At 38.3% G+C, this 17,583-nt stretch carries 14 protein-coding genes and 5 pseudogenes; 5 read left to right on the forward strand and 14 right to left on the reverse strand.

Annotated elements, in window-relative coordinates; genetic code table 11:
* From AC0IWE_RS13650 to AC0IWE_RS13690, 9 genes and pseudogenes are all read right to left on the reverse strand, one after another.
* Window positions 1–450 (reverse strand): hypothetical protein, encoded by a 450-nt coding sequence (locus AC0IWE_RS13650; protein ID WP_471793466.1) that lies wholly within the window; start codon window positions 448–450, stop codon window positions 1–3.
* Window positions 447–881 (reverse strand): hypothetical protein, encoded by a 435-nt coding sequence (locus AC0IWE_RS13655; protein WP_471793467.1) that lies wholly within the window; start codon window positions 879–881, stop codon window positions 447–449. Before AC0IWE_RS13655 ends, AC0IWE_RS13650 begins: the two co-directional genes overlap by 4 nt.
* Window positions 881–1,318: a hypothetical protein gene (locus tag AC0IWE_RS13660; RefSeq protein ID WP_471793468.1), complete on the reverse strand. Its 438-nt coding sequence runs from the start codon at window positions 1,316–1,318 to the stop codon at window positions 881–883. The genes AC0IWE_RS13655 and AC0IWE_RS13660 overlap by 1 nt, the downstream gene beginning before the upstream one ends.
* 4 nt (window positions 1,319–1,322) lie before the next feature.
* Window positions 1,323–2,537, reverse strand: coding sequence for an ABC transporter permease (locus AC0IWE_RS13665; protein WP_471793469.1), 1,215 nt, complete (start codon window positions 2,535–2,537; stop codon window positions 1,323–1,325).
* Window positions 2,537–3,163, reverse strand: coding sequence for an ABC transporter ATP-binding protein (locus AC0IWE_RS13670; protein ID WP_471793470.1), 627 nt, complete (start codon window positions 3,161–3,163; stop codon window positions 2,537–2,539). The genes AC0IWE_RS13665 and AC0IWE_RS13670 overlap by 1 nt, the downstream gene beginning before the upstream one ends.
* Window positions 3,156–3,320 carry a hypothetical protein gene (locus tag AC0IWE_RS13675; protein WP_471793471.1) on the reverse strand — a complete coding sequence of 55 codons (165 nt, stop codon included), beginning with the start codon at window positions 3,318–3,320 and terminating at the stop codon, window positions 3,156–3,158. Before AC0IWE_RS13675 ends, AC0IWE_RS13670 begins: the two co-directional genes overlap by 8 nt.
* A gap of 20 nt (window positions 3,321–3,340) precedes the next feature.
* Complete coding sequence (locus tag AC0IWE_RS13680) at window positions 3,341–3,736, reverse strand: MerC domain-containing protein (RefSeq protein WP_471793472.1); 396 nt, start codon at window positions 3,734–3,736, stop codon at window positions 3,341–3,343.
* A 799-nt stretch (window positions 3,737–4,535) separates the two neighbouring features.
* Window positions 4,536–5,821 (reverse strand): annotated as a pseudogene (tyrS, locus tag AC0IWE_RS13685) (tyrosine--tRNA ligase).
* A 50-nt stretch (window positions 5,822–5,871) separates the two neighbouring features.
* Window positions 5,872–7,173: a patatin-like phospholipase family protein gene (locus AC0IWE_RS13690; RefSeq protein ID WP_471793473.1), complete on the reverse strand. Its 1,302-nt coding sequence runs from the start codon at window positions 7,171–7,173 to the stop codon at window positions 5,872–5,874.
* Between the two features lie 119 nt (window positions 7,174–7,292).
* On the opposite strand from AC0IWE_RS13690, the gene AC0IWE_RS13695 reads away from it, so the two are divergent.
* The 5 genes and pseudogenes from AC0IWE_RS13695 (at window position 7,293) to AC0IWE_RS13715 (ending at window position 12,048) form a co-directional block, all read left to right on the forward strand.
* Window positions 7,293–7,967, forward strand: a complete 675-nt coding sequence (locus AC0IWE_RS13695) for an ACP phosphodiesterase (protein ID WP_471793474.1) — start codon at window positions 7,293–7,295, stop codon at window positions 7,965–7,967.
* Window positions 7,968–8,119: 152 nt separating this feature from the next.
* Window positions 8,120–10,132 carry an NAD-dependent DNA ligase LigA gene (gene ligA, locus AC0IWE_RS13700; protein ID WP_471793475.1) on the forward strand — a complete coding sequence of 671 codons (2,013 nt, stop codon included), beginning with the start codon at window positions 8,120–8,122 and terminating at the stop codon, window positions 10,130–10,132.
* 93 nt (window positions 10,133–10,225) lie between these two features.
* Window positions 10,226–10,524, forward strand: a pseudogene (locus AC0IWE_RS13705) (GxxExxY protein); the annotation flags it as partial.
* A 141-nt stretch (window positions 10,525–10,665) separates the two neighbouring features.
* Window positions 10,666–11,552: pseudogene (dapA, locus tag AC0IWE_RS13710) on the forward strand (4-hydroxy-tetrahydrodipicolinate synthase).
* 223 nt (window positions 11,553–11,775) lie between these two features.
* Window positions 11,776–12,048, forward strand: coding sequence for a hypothetical protein (locus AC0IWE_RS13715; RefSeq protein WP_471793476.1), 273 nt, complete (start codon window positions 11,776–11,778; stop codon window positions 12,046–12,048).
* A gap of 40 nt (window positions 12,049–12,088) precedes the next feature.
* On the opposite strand, the gene AC0IWE_RS13720 is transcribed toward AC0IWE_RS13715, so the two are convergent.
* From AC0IWE_RS13720 to ftsZ, 5 genes and pseudogenes are all read right to left on the reverse strand, one after another.
* Window positions 12,089–12,562 (reverse strand): GNAT family N-acetyltransferase, encoded by a 474-nt coding sequence (locus AC0IWE_RS13720; RefSeq protein ID WP_471793477.1) that lies wholly within the window; start codon window positions 12,560–12,562, stop codon window positions 12,089–12,091.
* 190 nt (window positions 12,563–12,752) lie between these two features.
* On the reverse strand, window positions 12,753–13,742 hold the full coding sequence (locus AC0IWE_RS13725; protein ID WP_471793478.1) for a helix-turn-helix domain-containing protein: 990 nt from the start codon (window positions 13,740–13,742) through the stop codon (window positions 12,753–12,755).
* Window positions 13,743–13,977: 235 nt separating this feature from the next.
* Window positions 13,978–14,154 (reverse strand): hypothetical protein, encoded by a 177-nt coding sequence (locus AC0IWE_RS13730; RefSeq protein ID WP_055915195.1) that lies wholly within the window; start codon window positions 14,152–14,154, stop codon window positions 13,978–13,980.
* 262 nt (window positions 14,155–14,416) lie between these two features.
* Window positions 14,417–15,659, reverse strand: a pseudogene (locus AC0IWE_RS13735) (aminotransferase class I/II-fold pyridoxal phosphate-dependent enzyme).
* 165 nt (window positions 15,660–15,824) lie between these two features.
* Window positions 15,825–17,456, reverse strand: a pseudogene (gene ftsZ, locus AC0IWE_RS13740) (cell division protein FtsZ).
* Window positions 17,457–17,583: the final 127 nt, after the last annotated feature.

Genomic DNA, 17,583 nt, shown 5'->3' on the forward strand with positions numbered 1-17,583 from the left:
TTAATTAATGATTTTGGCATTTTTGATGCTTATCGGCGGGGCATAACCCGCATCTTTTTGTTCCAATTTTAAAATTCCTTTTACATGGATCGGTTTTTCCTTATAGGGTATGGCACTTTCCATCTCGATCATGATCATTACCGGAACGCCGTTCTGTCCACAAAAATAACATTGATTAACCGGCAAAGTGGCGAGCAGGAATTTCTGTTGTTTTTGTCCGCTTTTTATCGGAATGAGGTAACCTGTGAGCTCAAATTCTCTGTTTTCAAAACGTTTAATGGATTCAGAAAACAAAGGCAAAAGTTCATTCCTGGCGGTAAGTTCAAACTTTACCGAACCGATTACATCCCAGTTCAAAGATCGCAACTGATCGCTGGGATTATGTTTTTGCATTTGTGACAGCACTACATTGCTCCACATTATAAAGAAAATAAAAAGCAAATTTTTCATTTTTTAGCAGCATCTAATAAAAAAAAGACCGATCGGTTATCTCCAGAATCGTTTATGATAAATTTCCCCTTTAAAATAACCGGATCTTCCGTCCAGGCAAGCGGCTTTAATGTTTTAACCTCTATCATGGAGGGAATATCGCCTGAACCACAGTAAGGACAGGAGGCAATGGGAACAATAGAAAACAGAAATTCGTTAAAACTATTGCCTACTTTAGTGGGAATGATGTATCCTGGAAGCTCAATGATTTTATTGTTGATTGCTTTTAATGCAGGTGGAAAAACCGGTTGCCAAACCAGAGGTTTAACCTGTTTGTCGTATTTTAATCCGATCAGGTTCCAGGTTGGTGTACGCATGTCGGTATGAACGTTTACCTGCGCAACTGCTTTATAAGAGGCTAAACAAAATAAGAATAAAATAATTTTTCTCATTATAACTGCTTCGCATCTAGTAAAAAAAATTCACTTCTGTCATCACCAGAACCATTAATTACAAACTTTCCTTTGAGCTTAACCGGTTTTTCGGTAATGGGAATTGCAGACAACATTTTTACCTGTACCATTGATGGTATGTCGCCTGCGCCACAATATGGGCAAGAGGCAACAGGCACAATAGAAAACATAAACTCCGTAAACTTTGCGCCCACCTTTACAGGAATGATGTAGCCTGGCAGTTCGATCACTTTATTGTTTAGCGCTTTTAATGCCGGCGGGAAAACACTTCCCCATTTCCCGGGTGAAATCTCTGCATCATACCGTAACCCGATTACATTCCAGGTAGGCGTGCGCATATCGGTATGCACCTTAACCTGCGCTGCCGCAACGTTTACATTTAGATATAAAGCAATTGATAAAGCTAAAATCTTCATTATATTAACGGTCTTTTGTTAAAGTTTCGGCAATATCAACCTTATAAATTTGCATGGCGGGTATAAGCGATGCCACTGCACCGATAAGCAAACCGATCCATATTAAATACCCTTCCTGTGGAATTACGGTAAGCCCGGTTAATTTTGCCTGTGATGATTGCTGGAAAGTTCCGATTACCTCCAACGCCAAGTGGCCTGCCAGTAAGCCAAAACAAGCTCCAATAAAGGTTATTAAAATACCTTCGAACAGCACCAGAAAAAACAGCTTTACCTTTGATGCTCCCAAACAGCGCATGATTGCCAAATCGTATTTTCTTTCTTTCATTGCATTATATAAACTGATGAAAATACTCAATGCTGCAATGCCCATTATCAATATGGCGAACCATTTTAGGGTGTCAATTCCAACTCCGATAAGTGAAAATAACCTTGCACTTTCCATCGCTGGGGATGCTGCCTGCATATTGGTGCTTTGATTAACCATGCGAGGAAAGAGGATAACAGACATCGGGGATTTATACTGGATCAAAAGTGCCGTAATCTGTTTATCATTTATCTCTTTTTTATCCGGCAGGTTTGGATGAAGATCGATTTCACCATGTTTTTCTTCATGCATTTTATACACGCTGCCAATATTGGTCAATATCAGGTTATCGGTTATGTTTCCCTGCGGTTTCAATATGCCTTTTACCAGGTAAGCATGTTGTTTGTGGATATCGCCGTTGCCCGTTAAACCATGTGCGCCGAAAAAAGTATCTCCAATTTTTAAATTCGAAGTTGAAGCGACTGTACTTCCTATGGTTACCTCCAGATCCTTTTGCCAAAAAACTCCTTTTTGCACGGACAAACCGTAAAGATTAACAAAAGCGCTATCTGTGCCTACAATCCTAAACCCGTTAAAGTTATCACCCAAAGCCAACGGAACGGCCCGTTTAACCATCGGGTGATGTGCTAATTTGTAAGCATCTTTTGCCGGAATATTTCCTGTAGGATAATCGATATGGTAAATACTGCTCAGGATTAATTGTAAGGGACTGCCCTTTGCGCCTACAACCAGATCAATATCTTTGGCATTTTTTTCCAGTTTATTGCTGATCTGATCAGAAGCTAGAAAAAGAATGGAAAGAATGGCCACACCAAAAGCCACCAGAACAATGTTAAGTATGGTAGTCAGTTTATTCCTTGCGAGATTTTTGTAGCTGATTTTAAAAATATTCATTAGAGCAGATAGGTTTTGGTAAAGTGTTCACTAACCCTTTGATCGTGCGTGGCAATAATTAATGCAGCTCCGTTTTCTTTTGCCTGTGAGGTGAGCATCTGAACTACCTGAGCAGCATTTTCATCATCCAAACTTGATGTTGGTTCGTCGGCAACCAACAGATCCGGTCTGTTTACCAATGCCCGGGCTACTGAAACCCTCTGTAATTGCCCCTGACTTAGTTGATCGGAATATTTTCTGGCCAGATCGGCGATACCAAGATCATTTAAAACTGCAAGATTACGTTCATGATCAATTTTTAAACCGGCCATTACTGCGGCAAGCTCAAGGTTATCGAGCACATCAAGAGATCGGATGAGATGCGGCCGCTGAAAGACAATCCCAATATGCTTTCCCCTAAAACGGTCCATTCTTTTTGCAGATAATTCATATAATTCGGTTTTGTTAATCAAAATTTTGCCTTCGGTAGGTTTCAACAAGCCAGAAATTATGTTCAATAAAGTACTTTTCCCACTGCCCGATGCACCAAGTAAAAGCCATTGCTCCATATCTGCAACCTCCCAATCAGGAAAATTTATCTTCCTCCCCTTTTCATATAAATGCGTTAATGATTGAATATTAATCATGATGTGCAACTTTTTTTATTTTCTTAATAATGATGTTTTTAATCGCATAACGCCGATAAAGTTCAATCCCATCGTTGGTACCATGTTTACAAGCTGGGTTTAACATTGTGATGAACAGCAGTGCAGGGATAAAAAAGATTTTATAATTCTTGATCATGTTGGTGGTTAAGGATGATTTTAAAATTGATGGTTTATCGGGCAGGATTTAAGCAATCTCAGATTAATGAAATGAGCGATTGCAATTGTAAAACCTCCAAGCGGGATCATTATTGGCTCGAGCAGTTCAATCCCCGATAAATGGCCGAAAGCAATACAGGCAAAACCTAAAACAAGCACTATAATCGGCGCAATGCGGTGGTGCTGCTTTCGATATGCACTGCTCAAGCTCCATATGCCCAGGATTAACGAAACCGCAATCATAGTAACTTCTACAGCCTCGTTGGCCAAAAATCCTATGCCCCACATGGGCAAAACGGTGATTAAAAATGGTAATGCAGCGCAATGTATGGCGCAAAGTGTTGAGGCAGTAATGCCAATCCGATCCAGGTTGATCTTGTAACTCCGTAATTTCATTGAATAATTTTAGCAATCAAATATAAAAGCAATATAGTTGCATTTAAAATATTCAACGCTTTATTTGCAACATAATTGCATTAATATGATGAAGAATTTAATAGCAGTCGTTTTGAGCGGTTTTTCAGGCTTGGTAAAACCACCTTAATAACGCTATGCTAACAGAGATAATCAGCCTGGATTTTCCACAAAATATACGCTAACTCTCAAGAAACAAGACGAAAATACTTGTTGGCAGGGATCAGGATTTTAGTGCCTGCAAAAAGAGCTTGTTTTTTAATAAGGGGAATGCTTAGAAAAAGCGCCCAAATTGCGTCTGTTAATTCTTACAGAATGGTTAAATTATAAAAACAGCACGTTGCTTAAAACCCTTTTAAGAATATTTATAGTTAAAATCAGCAATTTTGGGGAAATTAGTAGATTAAATGAACAAAAAGGTAGTTTTTTGATAATAAACTTAGCTGTTATTTTATGTAAATTTGATTTCCCTACAAACTAAGGCTTAATATGACATCTCCTAAGGACTTAACAATGGCTAAAACCTGTCCACCTTGTCCAAAATGCAAAAATTTTGAGACTTACGAGTGTACGAGAGGTTTTATCTTTAAAACACTTATGCCCTGGGTATCAATTAAACGATACAAATGCTACAAGTGTTTTAACAAGTTTTACCTATTCAAGTAGCGCCGTATTTATTAACTCCCTCATCTTAGCCACCTTAAAAGTGGCTTTTTTGTTTAAAGTAAATCTTCAAGCCCAATAAACAGATATTAATCCTTAATTATCGGGCTTGAGAATTTTATTCAGCGATGAGAAGAAAATAATTTTTCTTTCCTTTTTGTACCACTATGAATTTATCGTTAATAAGGTGATCTGCAGTAAAAACCTGTGCCATTTCAGCAACCTTTTCTTTATTTACAGAAACACCGCCACCCTGAATGTTTTTTTTCGCCTCTCCTTTTGATGGGAAAATAGCAGATTTTTCGGCAATCAAGGTTGCGGCATCAATACCGGCACCAAGTTCTTCAATTAAAATTTTGTACTGTGGTATGCCATCAAAAATATCGAGTACTTCTTTATCAGGTAAGCCTCTTAAAAACTCCAGTGATCCGTTTCCAAACAAAAATTCAGAAGTTTTAATGGCAGTTACCAAAGCTTCTGCTGAGTGTGTTTTAACGGTAATATCTTCAGCCAAAGCTTTTTGAAGAATGCGCAGATGCGGAGCCGCATCATGTTCTCTTTCTAAGGCCTCTATTTCTTGCTTATTTTTCAACGTAAAAATACGGATCCATTTTTTCACGTCATCATCTGATGCGTTTAACCAAAACTGGTAAAATTTATAGGGAGATGTTTTCTCGGGATCTAACCAAACTGCGCCGCTTTCGGTTTTACCGAATTTGGTTCCATCGGCTTTTTTAATTAACTGTGTAGTAATGGCATAAGCGGTTCCTGCATCTTTTCTTCTGATCAATTCTGTTCCGGTAACGATATTCCCCATTGATCGGATCCACCCATTTGTACCAAACAGTTTTCATTTTTCCATAAATGATAAAAATCATACCCTTGAATTAACTGGTAGCAGAATTCGGTAAAGGAAAGTCCGGAATCTCCTTCCAAACGTCTTTTAACACTATCTTTCGCCATCATGTAATTAACGGTAATGTGTTTACCTACATCCCTGATAAAGGTAAAAAGATTCATATCCTTAAACCAATCGGCATTGTTCACCATTACCGCGCCATTACCACCTTCTTCAAATTTTAAGAATTTGGCCAGTTGCTTTTTCATCCCTTTCAGGTTATCCTCAATCATTTCCGGTGTTTGTAGATTACGCTCATCAGATTTTCCAGATGGATCGCCCACCATACCTGTAGCACCACCAACCAAAGCAAAAGGTTTGTGCCCGGCATTTTGAAAATGAATCAGGGTCATGATCTGAGTCAAGTGCCCAACGTGCAACGAATCTGCTGTAGGGTCGAAACCGATATAACCAGAAGTCATACCTTCGTTTAACTTTTCTTCAGTATTCGGCATAATATCATGCAGCATGCCACGCCATCTTAACTCTTCAACAAAATTCGTCATTGTACAAACACTTTAATAATGTGCGTGCAAAGATAAAATTTTAGCTTAGTTTAAAGCAAATTAGTTGGTTTTGTAAACCAGTTCTTAAAATCTGTCTTGGCTGTTTCAAAATCGGCATGCCCGATGAGGCAATTTAAGCTGGCATTACTCCTGATAGATTGATTTGGAACCCCGCCACCGCTTAACCAGTTATCACATAGTTTTTTGATCAATGAAACTTCGCCGTCTTCCACAGCATCCATATCCATCGAATTTAGTGTTACATAATCATCTTTGTTTATCCCCGCAGGAAGATCCCAGTATTTACCGCCGGCATCATCTTTTAAAATCGGTCGTAGGGCCGGGTTCATGCGGATAAAATCAACAGGTTTTGCCGGCATATCAGGATTAAGAATCATGTAAGCCACAAAAGCCGCGGTATCGGGTGGGTCGTTTAATATACTTGTTCCCATTTTCTGAATATCTTTAATCAAACCCGGCGCTTCGTGTTTGGCCTTAAGTTCTTCATATTTTACGGGGATTTCTTCGTCATATTGCAACTGTGAAACAGTTCCTGTACCGATGGAAAGCACCTGTACATTTTCAATTCCATATTGCGCCCTGTTGCAAATTGCTTCGGTAACGGCAACAAGAACAGGATTGTTATTACCGGTAACTCCCCCATCCCAATAATATTTGGGCTTGTTGTTTACTAAAAATGTAGCCGGCTCATTAAAATAATTAACCGGGGCAGTGCTGGAAGCATGTATTGCATCAACCAGACTTACTAAACAATCTGATGGTGTTGAAGCCTTTGGCGCCAGGTTCTGAAGTTTTCTTTCAATCACGGATGTGGAGGCCATACTACTGCAATCAGACCTGAACAGCTCGGCCCTATTGCGGTAATAATCATAACCGATGATCAGAAACTGGGTTTTCACCTCACCGTTTATAGCTACATGTGCAGGAATATCCATCATGTCTATTTGGGCAATTCCCGGCAAAATCTCCTTTAGGGCAGCATGTTTCCTTTTGGTGGCGTATTTTGCACCAATTTTAAAAATCCGCGCGACGCTCGCCAGTAAACTTTTTTCAAAAAAACTTAATCTTGAGAATACTTTGCTCCTTAGTTTTTCATCATCAAATATCTTTTCTATTTCAGAAAGCTTAAAGTTTTCGGCCATGGCGGCGGCAACCAAACTGCCACCACTATTTGCCGATACCAGATCGAACTGCGCCAGCACTTCATGACCGGTTGGATCGGGATTGTTAAAAGTTTCGGCGAAGAGTTTACGCAGGCATTTTACCTGGATAAGTGCCCAGGAGCCTCCTCCATCGAGCGATAATATCCTGTAAGTTTTAGCATTAGGCATGATGCATCAGATTAGGTACAATTAAAGCTATACATTATTCGCCTGCAAAACAATATCGATTTATGTACAATATTTCCACTTCGGTTTTTACAACCTAACAGAAAACATTAACTTGCAGCATGAACTTTTTATCCCATTATTACTTCGACCGGGCAAACAGTAATGCCAATGTGGTAATGGGAACGGTTTTGCCTGATCTGATTAAAAATGCCGCGAAAGAAGCCAATCTGTATCCTCAAAAAAATGAATTTTTATTTAAGGGCAATCCAGATGAAGAACATTTACTTCTTGGCTGGAAAAGGCACCTTGCAGTTGATCTTTTTTTCCATTCTTCTGATTTCTTCCTCGAAAAAACCTCAGTGCTTAAACAGCTCATTAAACCCATAGTAGAAAATACACCGGTACGCCCATCTTTTCTTGCACATATCGGTTTGGAACTTTTGCTGGATCATTTACTTGTAGAACGCAACCTGATCCAGGTAGACGATTTTTATGAGCAGTTAAATGCGGTTAAAAAGGAATCGTTAAGTGATTTTCTGGAGCATTGCAATTTAAAAAACCCGGAGATTTTTTTCAATTTCCTCGAAAAGTTTATTAGCAGCAAATATCTTTTAAGCTATCAAAAGCTCGAAAACATCAGCTACGCCCTAAACCGGATCTGTATGCGTTTGTGGCCTGAAACGCTGAACGAAAAACAGCTCGAGCTACTCACTTTTGAACTTGCGATTTTTAAAACAGCATTGGAAAAAGATTTTATGGACATTTTTGAAGAGATTGAAGAAAAACTACAATAATATTCTTGATTATTATCAGTTAAGTGTATTCAACCATTCTTTTATTAAATACAGCCTTTAAGCAGCTATAATGTTTAGTTAAATCAATTTATCCTCAGGATTTATTTCTCACCGTCATAAAAACCAATTCTTCATTTTTCTATATTTGTCTTATGTCGCTTACTGCAATAAAACAAGAAATGGATGCCCTGGTGGCCGAATTAAACCAGCACAATTATAACTATTATGTGCTGGCCATGCCTACCATCGGTGATTATGAATTTGATAAAAAATTAAAACACCTGGCAGAACTAGAGAAAGCAAACCCGGATTTTGCCGACCCGAATTCCCCTACACAGCGCGTAGGAGGCGATATTACCAAAAACTTCATTACAGTAAACCATAAATACCCGATGTTATCGTTGGGGAATACCTACAACGAGCAAGATTTGCGCGATTTTGACGAACGCATCCGTAAAGCAATCGGTGATAATTTCCAGTACGTATGCGAACTTAAGTTTGATGGTTTATCCATCAGCCTTACTTACGAAAACGGCAAACTGTTAAGGGCAGTAACCCGTGGGGATGGCACAAAAGGTGATGATGTAACCAATAACGTTAAAACCATCCATACCATTCCCCATCAAATTAAATCGGATGTGGCACCTGATCATTTCGAAATCCGCGGCGAAATATTTATGCACAAAGCGGCCTTTTTACGTTTAAACGCTGCCCGCGAAGAATTGGGCGAAATTCAATACGCTAACCCGCGGAATTTTGCCTCCGGAACAATTAAAATGCAAGACAGTAAGGAAGTAGCCAAACGCCCGTTGGATGGATTTATTTATTTCCTGTATACCGATAAAAATGAATTTAAAACCCATTGGGAAAGTTTAAATGCCGTAAAAGAATGGGGTTTTCATGTATGTGAGCACAACAAACTGGTTTCGGACATTGATGCAGTTTTGGAGTTCATTCACCACTGGGAAGATGAGCGTTTTAAATTGAGTTACGACATTGATGGCATAGTAATTAAAGTTAACAGTTATGCCCAGCAACAGGAATTAGGTTTTACTTCCAAGTCGCCACGCTGGGCAATATCATATAAATACAAGGCTGCCGAGGTGGAAACGGTATTGGAAAAAGTAACTTACCAGGTTGGCCGGACGGGTGCGGTAACACCGGTTGCCAATTTAAAACCGGTATTACTGGCTGGCACAACTGTTAAACGGGCCACCTTGCACAATGCCAACGAAATTGAACGTTTGGATCTGCACGAAGGGGATACAGTATATGTGGAGAAAGGTGGAGAAATTATTCCCAAAATCATCAAAGTAAATCTTGATAAACGTTTGGCAGGTGCAGCAAAAGTGCATTATTTGCACAATTGCCCTGAATGTGGTACCGAACTGGTTAGAAAAGAAGGCGAAGCGGTACATTATTGCCTGAATGATGAAGGTTGTCCGCCGCAGATTGTTGGGAAAATACAACATTTTATTTCGCGCAAAGCGATGAATATTGATGGACTTGGCGACGAAACCATCGAAACTTTCTACAAGCATGGTTTAGTTAACCACATCAGCGATTTATATACTTTGTATCAAAAATCAGATCAGTTAAAAACTCTCGATCGTTTCGGTGAACGTTCAATAGAAAACATGCTTACAGGGATTGAAAAATCAAAGCAAATGCCTTTTGAAAAAGTCCTCTTCGGACTTGGAATACGTTATGTTGGCGAAACAGTCGCTAAAAAAACAGCAGCCGGAGTTAAAAATATTGATAATCTTTCTAAAGCAACTGTAGAGGAATTAATAGCTATTGATGAGATCGGGCAACGGATTGCAGAGAGCATTGTTGAATATTTTGGAAAACCGGAGCACTTACAGCAGGTAGAATTATTAAAATCAGCAGGATTACAGTTTGAAATTGAAGAAAAAGTAATTACGCTTGATAGTGATAGACTTATTGGAAAAACATTCGTAATTTCGGGCGTTTTTGAAAACTTTAGCCGCGATGAGCTGAAAGATATGATTGAAGCAAACGGAGGCAAGATGCTGAGCGGTATTTCGGGTAAGCTTGATTACCTGGTTGCGGGTGATAACATGGGGCCATCGAAATTGGAAAAAGCAAATAAACTGAATGTTCCGATTATAAGTGATGCTGAGCTTTTAGAAATGATAAAATAGATAGTTTACCACAAAGACACCAATAACACCAAGCAAATTAATTTAAAGCATCCCTAATGCTTAAGAATGAAGAATAATCTAAATTACTAAGGGATGACAGAAGATGAAATTGCTAAATTAGTTGTTAACGCTGCGTATCAGGTTCATGTAGAACTTGGTCCGGGATTATTGGAGTCGGCGTATGAAAATGTCTGGTTTATGAACTGACTAATGTAGGATTAAGGGTTGCAAGCCAATTAGAACTGCCTGTTATTTACAAAAACACCAGGTTAAATTGTAATTACAGAATAGATATTTTAGTTGAAGAAAAGTTGATAATTGAAGTGAAAGCGGTAAATATTCTTAAAGATGTTCACCTGGCACAAACAATAACTTACTTAAAGCTTTCGAAATGCAAATTAGGATTACTCATTAACTTTAATGAGGCAAAGATAAAAGATGGAATAAAAAAGAGTTATAAATGGTTATTTATAACAAAAAAACCTTTGTGCCCTTGGTGGCTCTGTGGTAAAAAACAAAAAGTAAATTATATAATGAACAAATTTCAGGGTACTGGTGTAGCATTGGTTACGCCTTTCAACACAGATGGATCAGTTGATTATAATGGCTTAAAAAACCTGATTAATCACATGGTAGACGGAGGGATAGATTACCTCGTTTCTTTAGGTACAACCGGCGAAACTGCCACAATGACTAAAGACGAGAAGAAGAAGGTGTGGGCCTATACTGCTGAAATTAACAATAACAGATTACCTTTGGTTGCCGGTATTGGAGGCAATAATACTTTGGCGGTTGCCGAAGATATCAAATCATTCGATAGAACTGGTTACAGTGCCATTTTATCGGTTAGCCCTTATTATAATAAACCTACGCAGGAAGGAATTTATCAGCACTACAAATATCTGGCTGAGATTTCTCCTTTAGATTTAATTTTATATAACGTACCTGGCCGTACAGGCAGTAACATGAGTCCGGAGACTACATGCAGGCTGGCACATGATTTCAAAAACATCATTGCTACAAAAGAAGCTTCGGGTAGTTTTGATCAGTTTAACCAGATTATGAGAGATAAGCCTAGGATTTTCTTTTAATCTCTGGCGACGATCCGATTACTTTACCAATGGTTGCTTTAGGTGCATCAGGGCTAATTTCGGTGATTGGCAACGCATTACCGAAACAACTGTCCGATATGGTTAAACAGTGTTTAGCCGGCGATTTCAAAAGTGCAGTTCCGGCGCATTTAAGTTTAATCGAGTTTACACGTTTGGCCTTTGCAGAAGGTAACCCGGCCGGTATTAAAGCAGCATTAAAACATTTGGGAATTTGTGGAGACACAGTAAGATTGCCATTGGTTAAAGCTTCTTCATCATTGGAGAAATTGATTATCGCAGAAATAGAAAAACTGAGTGTAGTGGCTTAAATCACTTCATATATTTAAATTTTTAGAACAGATTGTTTGATTTTGCTGAAAAGCAAATGATGGCAATCTGTTTTTTTGTGTGTAAATAAAAAACAACGAAAATAAAATTACTGATAATCAGTAGATTATAGATCACATCTAAAATCTCTAATCTTTACAATTTTTAGGAATATTAAGGGCATCATTATTGAATTGGCATCCATACACACAAATAAACACACACATGAAAAAATTATTGTTAATTGGCCTGGCATTGGTTATGCTGAGCTGTAGGGCCTTTGTTGGCTTCGAACCTACATTTACGATGGGCATGTCGGAATCTGATTTTAAAAAGAAAAACAAGCCCGAATTGGTGGCTGCTAAAGAAGATGGAACCAGAATTTACAGCACTTATCATGCCTCTACTGATTTCAAATTTTTCTTTTTCCGCAATGAAAAACTTGTACGGTTCGAAAAAGGGAAAAATGCAGATGATTATCAGCTATTGAGATACTAGCAAAAAAGGGGCTTCGAATACATTCCGAAGCCCTTTTTTATCATGCTATCAATTTATTTCTTCTTTCAACCAACAGGTTATCCTGCCATACGCCATTGGCCTTACCTATTTTCTCTCTATAACCTACTACCCTAAAGCCAGCTTTTTCATGAATTTTTAATAGTGCTGAATTTTGCAAAAATATTCCTGCCTGAAGCATCCATATTCCATTTTTTTCACTTTCCTTCACCAAAGCCTCCAATAATAAGGAACCGATTCCCTGGCCTTTGTAACCTTGCTTTACATATACTTCTATTTCTCCAACTCCATCCATATCATAATTGGCAGATACTGGTAAAAGTGCACTCCAACCTACAATTTGCTTATCCTGATAAGCTACAAACCTACATGTTTTAAGGTGCGATGAATCCCAGTCTTTCCACGAAATTTCCGGCGTTCTAAAACTTGCTGTTCCCGTATCGATACCTTCCTGATAGATTGCCCTTACCGCTTCCCAATCTCCCGAGCGCATCATTTTTATCATATCTTTAATCAATTTTGACCATTGAGAGCGTTTGAACCAATAGTAAATGTATAATACATTTGAAATTAACTAAACATACCTTATATAAGATGGAATCAGGAAGTAAGTTTGTCCTGTATTATAAATCGACACAATTAAACAATCCAAAATGCATATCGGGTGCTGTTTCGTAACAAAAACGTTAAGGTAACGTTTTAACAGACCGAAGCTTTTTCGCATATTCGAGCGGACTCATTCCAACCAGCTTTTTAAATGAATTATAAAACGCACTACGCGAAGAAAAACCAGCACTGTAGGCAAGTGCTTCCAATGTAAAATTCTGTACAATGTCTTGGTTCCGGAGACTTTCTTTAATCCAATTAACTCGGTATTGATTAATATAATCAATAAAACTTTGGTTAAAGTAACTGTTTAAAACTGTAGAGAGTTTATGGCTGCTTATATCCAGGTCTTTGAGCGACGAATTAAGCCTGATCTCCTTATTTCTGAAAGATTGATATTTGACAACATAGTTTTCCAACTGCTTACCATATTTTTCGAGCTCAAGGTTGCGCTCTTTTGGGGTAGCGTAATTTTTCTTGATGGCTAATAATGTGGAGGGTTTAATGTTTAGCAATGAAGCTACAAGTTCGGCAGGAAGGCGGTCGAGATAGTTTGGATTGGTTTGCGCGAAATATAAATACCTTTCTTTTGCGTTACCCACCCTGATAATGTGCGCCCTTTGCTGAGCATCTTTATAGTATTTCTCCAATACTACCCTAAAAATGTAATTAAGTTCAAAATGATGCTTAAAAAGACGGTTGAGTTCGCTGTTGTGCATGGCCAGTAGTTCGGTATCTTCAACAGCTACAACATATTCCTGAGAGTTGGCCGATCCGTGCAGGCCGGATATGGAACTTACAAAATCGTTTTCTACAGAAATATAAGTGGTTATTTTTTGCTTGTTATGGGTAGTGCAACCCATCAATGCACCTCTTACAATATAATACATGTATTGGCATACTTCATTCTCCTTAAAAAGGATCTGATCTTTCTTGATTTTAAGCTTTAAAAGATGTTTCTTAAATTCTTCGGCCAATTCATTATCAATCTGATGCACCGTATTCATGACATGGAGCACGTGGCCAATATCCTCACTGTTTGCACGGGTATATTGCAAATGTATCGACACTTATTACCTGTTAATCATGTAAAACTTCATTTAATTGTTGGATGAGCAAATAAATGTTAGGGAGCAGCTTTATTGTATAGATGCTGTAAAAGTAGAAAGCTTAGGCAAATTTATGTAATGAATGGTAATTTGTGCTATAAATTTTATGGATTAAAATTTATGAATAGGTGATCATCTCCACAAAAAAAGCCTCAGAAAATATCCTGAGGCTTCATATTCTTAATATCTTTATTGTTTAAGCTTTGTTTTTAGTTTCCTGAACTTCTAAACGGATGGCCTGAGCTAAATTTTTCAAATCCTGCATACCTTTACGTATACGGGTTCCAGCTGCGCTGTTACCTTTGTTATAAAATTTGTCTGCATCAGCTTCCAAAGCTGTCACTAAACTTTTTACTTCTTCGAATTTTTTCATTTTTAATTACTCCTATGGTTCTTTAAGGTTTTAGTTTTTTAATTATCTACTCTAATTTAAAGTGTTTGACGAAATAAAAAAATTTTTAAGGGAATAAAAAGCTACCTGCTAAATCGTTTTTTTCCACAATTGATGTACTTATAAACATACTTTACCTGAAAAAACAAACATAACAGACTGAAATAAAGCATTATACGAAAAACACAGAAATAAAAAAGCCCTTTAAACTGATTTAAAGGGCTTTGTAAAATTTTAATTGATCTTAAACGGTTGCGAAAAGATTCTCTTTATAATAGCCGTTTTCCAATTTTTCTGCTACTTCACTAAAAGCATGCGACGTTCGTTGAACATCTTCCAAAGTATGAACAGCTGTAGGAATTAAACGCAATTCGATCATTCCTTTCAGGAATTACAGGATAAACCACGATTGAACAGAAAATACTGTAGTTTTCGCGCAAATCGTAAGTAATTGCAGTGGCATCAGAAAGTTCTCCTTTTAAGAAAACCGGTGTTACTACAAGTCTGTTACTCCTAAATCGAAACCACGTTCGCGCAAGCCTTTTTGCAAGGTCATCGCAATTTCCCAAAGTTTATCTTTTAATTCAGGTTGGCTTTTCAGCAGTTCCAAACGTTTTAATAAACCGATTACCATTGGCATAGGTAATGCTTTGGCGAAGGTTTGAGAACGCATGTTATACCTTAAGAAATTGGTAATTTGTTCGGTTGATGCTACAAATGCACCAATACCTGCCATAGATTTAGCAAAGGTTCCGAAATAAACATCAATTCCTTCAATGCAATCCTGAGCTTCGTGTGTACCTGCACCAGTTTTACCCATTGTACCGAAACCGTGGGCATCATCAACCAAAATACGGAAATTGAAATCTTTTTTAAGCTCAACAATCTCTTTTAGTTTACCTTGTGCACCGCTCATTCCGAAAACACCTTCGGTAATTAATAAAATGCCTCCGCCGGTTTCTTCTACCAGTTTGGTTGCACGCTCTAACTGTTTGCGGGCACTTTCTATATCGTTATGTTTGTAAACGAAACGTTTACCCATATGCAAACGTAATCCATCTACGATACAGGCATGAGATTCTGCATCATACACCACTACATCGTTTCTATCAACCAAAGTATCGATAATTGATACCATGCCCTGATAACCATAGTTTAATAAAAATGCATCAGGTTTACCTACAAATTCTGCAAGTTCCTGTTCTAACTGCTCGTGATAATTGGAGTTACCGCTCATCATACGGGCACCCATTGGGTAGGCCATACCAAAACGTGCAGCAGCTTCTTCGTCTGCTTTTCTAACTTCCGGGTGATTGGCTAAACCTAAATAGTTATTTAAACTCCAAACTAAATGTCTCTTTTCCACGAAACTGCATGTGAGGTGCAATTTCTCCCTCTAATTTTGGAAATGAGAAATACCCATGAGACCATTTCTGGTGTTGCCCAAGTGGCCCCATGTGCTTTGCTATCTTATCAAATATATCCAATGTAATATGTGTTTTTTATAATAAAAATTTTGCGAATTTAAGCTTTATTCGTCTTAAAATCAACCTATTCGTCTACAGGTGTTAATTATGGCTTTTAACGTGCTAATTTTATGCCAAAAAAGCCCCGATTTGATATCGGGGCTTTAAAATTATATTTGGTTTACTTTAGTCAACATTATCGTGCAGGAAAGAATTGTTGCGGTCTGATTTCTGTACCGCCGTCCTGATCGTTGCTTAAAGTAAAGCGGCTAACCTGTGATTCAGAAGAATGCTGAACTTGTTGCAACTGCATTTGTTTGCGTTTGTAAGCTGGTTCGTTCTCCAATTCCTGTAAACCATTGGTGGTACGCAATTTCATGCTTAAATCCTTTAAACGCAAAATACGTTCTTTAGATTTTTCAATTGCTCTTCCATTGATTCATCGCTTTTGTCATCATCCAAACCAACAACCGGCATTTCGATTTCTGGCTCAGGCTCTGGCATTGGCGGTATTTGAGCCGCAGGTGTTTCAAAAACAAAATTAGTTTCGGCTAATTTCACTTCAAATTCAAATCCTGTTTCTTGCGCTTCTTCTACCTGGGCTCTTCTTCCATCAAGGTATGGCGAACCACATTGTTATCTGGCTCCTGAACTTTTTGCGGTTCAGATTTATTGAACATACCACCAAAAAGATCTGCCTGAGAAACTTCTTCTTTTGTTTTTAAAACAGGCTCGTAAGACGGTACTGCTTTAGGTTGAATAAAAGAGTTTACTGGTTCAACGGGACGAACTAGCGGCGCTTCCTCTGGTGTTAAAAGTGATATTTTCTTTTTATTTTTTTCTTCGTGTACGCGTTCTTCTGATGTTTGGAAACCTGTAGCGATAATGGTTACTGATAATTTATCGCTTAACGATTCATCTGTACAGTTACCCCAGATCAGATCAGCAGATAAACCAGCTTTTTCCTGAATGTAATCTGTAATGATTGATACTTCATCCATGGTTACCTCACGTAAACCCGAACTGATATTCAATAAAATGTAACGTGCACCTTCTATTTCATTATCTTTCAATAACGGTGAAGCCAAAGCACCTTCCACGGCCTGCAATGCACGATCTTCGCCCTCAGCGGCAAAGCTACCCATTATTGCAACGCCGCTATCTTTCATTACGGTACGCACATCTTTAAAATCCACGTTGATATAACCTGGCACTGTAATGATCTCTGCAATACCTTTTGCAGCAGTAGTTAAAATATCATCTGCCTGACCGAATGCTGAACCAAGGGTTAGGTTTCCGAAGATTTCGCGCAGGCGATCATTGGAGATTACCAGGTAAGAATCTACATATTTTTTTAACTCCTCCATACCTTCGTCGGCCTGCAGCTTACGCCTCTTCCCTTCGAAAGAAAATGGGGTTGTAATAATGGCAACAGTTAAAATATCAAGCTCTTTAGCGGCTTTCGCAATGATGGGAGAAGCACCTGTTCCGGTTCCACCACCCATACCTGCTGTAATAAAGAGCATTTTGGTTGTGCTGCCTAACATTGCTTTAATATCATCTATATTTTCTATAGCTGAGTTTTTACCAACCTCAGGAATAGAACCTGCACCCATTCCTTCGGTTAAACTCGCACCCAATTGTACCTTGTTTGGGTATCGGGCTAGATTCCAAAGCTTGGGCATCTGTATTACAAATAATAAAATCCACACCAGTAATACCAGAAAGGTACATATGGTTCACTGCGTTGCCGCCACCGCCTCCAACACCAATTACCTTGATGATTGAAGACTTATCTTTTAACATTTCGAACTGCATATCTTTATGAATCAGTTGTTTAATAATTCTTAAATTCTGTTCATTACTCAATGTAATATTAACACTTTTTCAACAGACGTTTTCCACAACTGTTGATAATGTGGAAAACTCTTCTTTTGTGGAAAAA

This window comes from Pedobacter sp. AC402 (assembly GCF_979252805.1).

Excerpts from the sequence above, each read along its gene's own strand:
- AC0IWE_RS13650 (WP_471793466.1), bottom strand. The coding sequence starts at position 450 with ATGAAAAATTTGCTTTTTATTTTCTTTATAATGTGGAGCAATGTAGTG.
- AC0IWE_RS13655 (WP_471793467.1), bottom strand. The coding sequence starts at position 881 with ATGAGAAAAATTATTTTATTCTTATTTTGTTTAGCCTCTTATAAAGCA.
- AC0IWE_RS13660 (WP_471793468.1), bottom strand. The coding sequence starts at position 1,318 with ATGAAGATTTTAGCTTTATCAATTGCTTTATATCTAAATGTAAACGTT.
- AC0IWE_RS13665 (WP_471793469.1), bottom strand. The coding sequence starts at position 2,537 with ATGAATATTTTTAAAATCAGCTACAAAAATCTCGCAAGGAATAAACTG.
- AC0IWE_RS13670 (WP_471793470.1), bottom strand. The coding sequence starts at position 3,163 with ATGATTAATATTCAATCATTAACGCATTTATATGAAAAGGGGAGGAAG.
- AC0IWE_RS13675 (WP_471793471.1), bottom strand. The coding sequence starts at position 3,320 with ATGATCAAGAATTATAAAATCTTTTTTATCCCTGCACTGCTGTTCATC.
- AC0IWE_RS13680 (WP_471793472.1), bottom strand. The coding sequence starts at position 3,736 with ATGAAATTACGGAGTTACAAGATCAACCTGGATCGGATTGGCATTACT.
- AC0IWE_RS13690 (WP_471793473.1), bottom strand. The coding sequence starts at position 7,173 with ATGCCTAATGCTAAAACTTACAGGATATTATCGCTCGATGGAGGAGGC.
- AC0IWE_RS13695 (WP_471793474.1), top strand. The coding sequence starts at position 7,293 with ATGAACTTTTTATCCCATTATTACTTCGACCGGGCAAACAGTAATGCC.
- ligA (WP_471793475.1), top strand. The coding sequence starts at position 8,120 with ATGTCGCTTACTGCAATAAAACAAGAAATGGATGCCCTGGTGGCCGAA.
- AC0IWE_RS13715 (WP_471793476.1), top strand. The coding sequence starts at position 11,776 with ATGAAAAAATTATTGTTAATTGGCCTGGCATTGGTTATGCTGAGCTGT.
- AC0IWE_RS13720 (WP_471793477.1), bottom strand. The coding sequence starts at position 12,562 with ATGATGCGCTCGGGAGATTGGGAAGCGGTAAGGGCAATCTATCAGGAA.
- AC0IWE_RS13730 (WP_055915195.1), bottom strand. The coding sequence starts at position 14,154 with ATGAAAAAATTCGAAGAAGTAAAAAGTTTAGTGACAGCTTTGGAAGCT.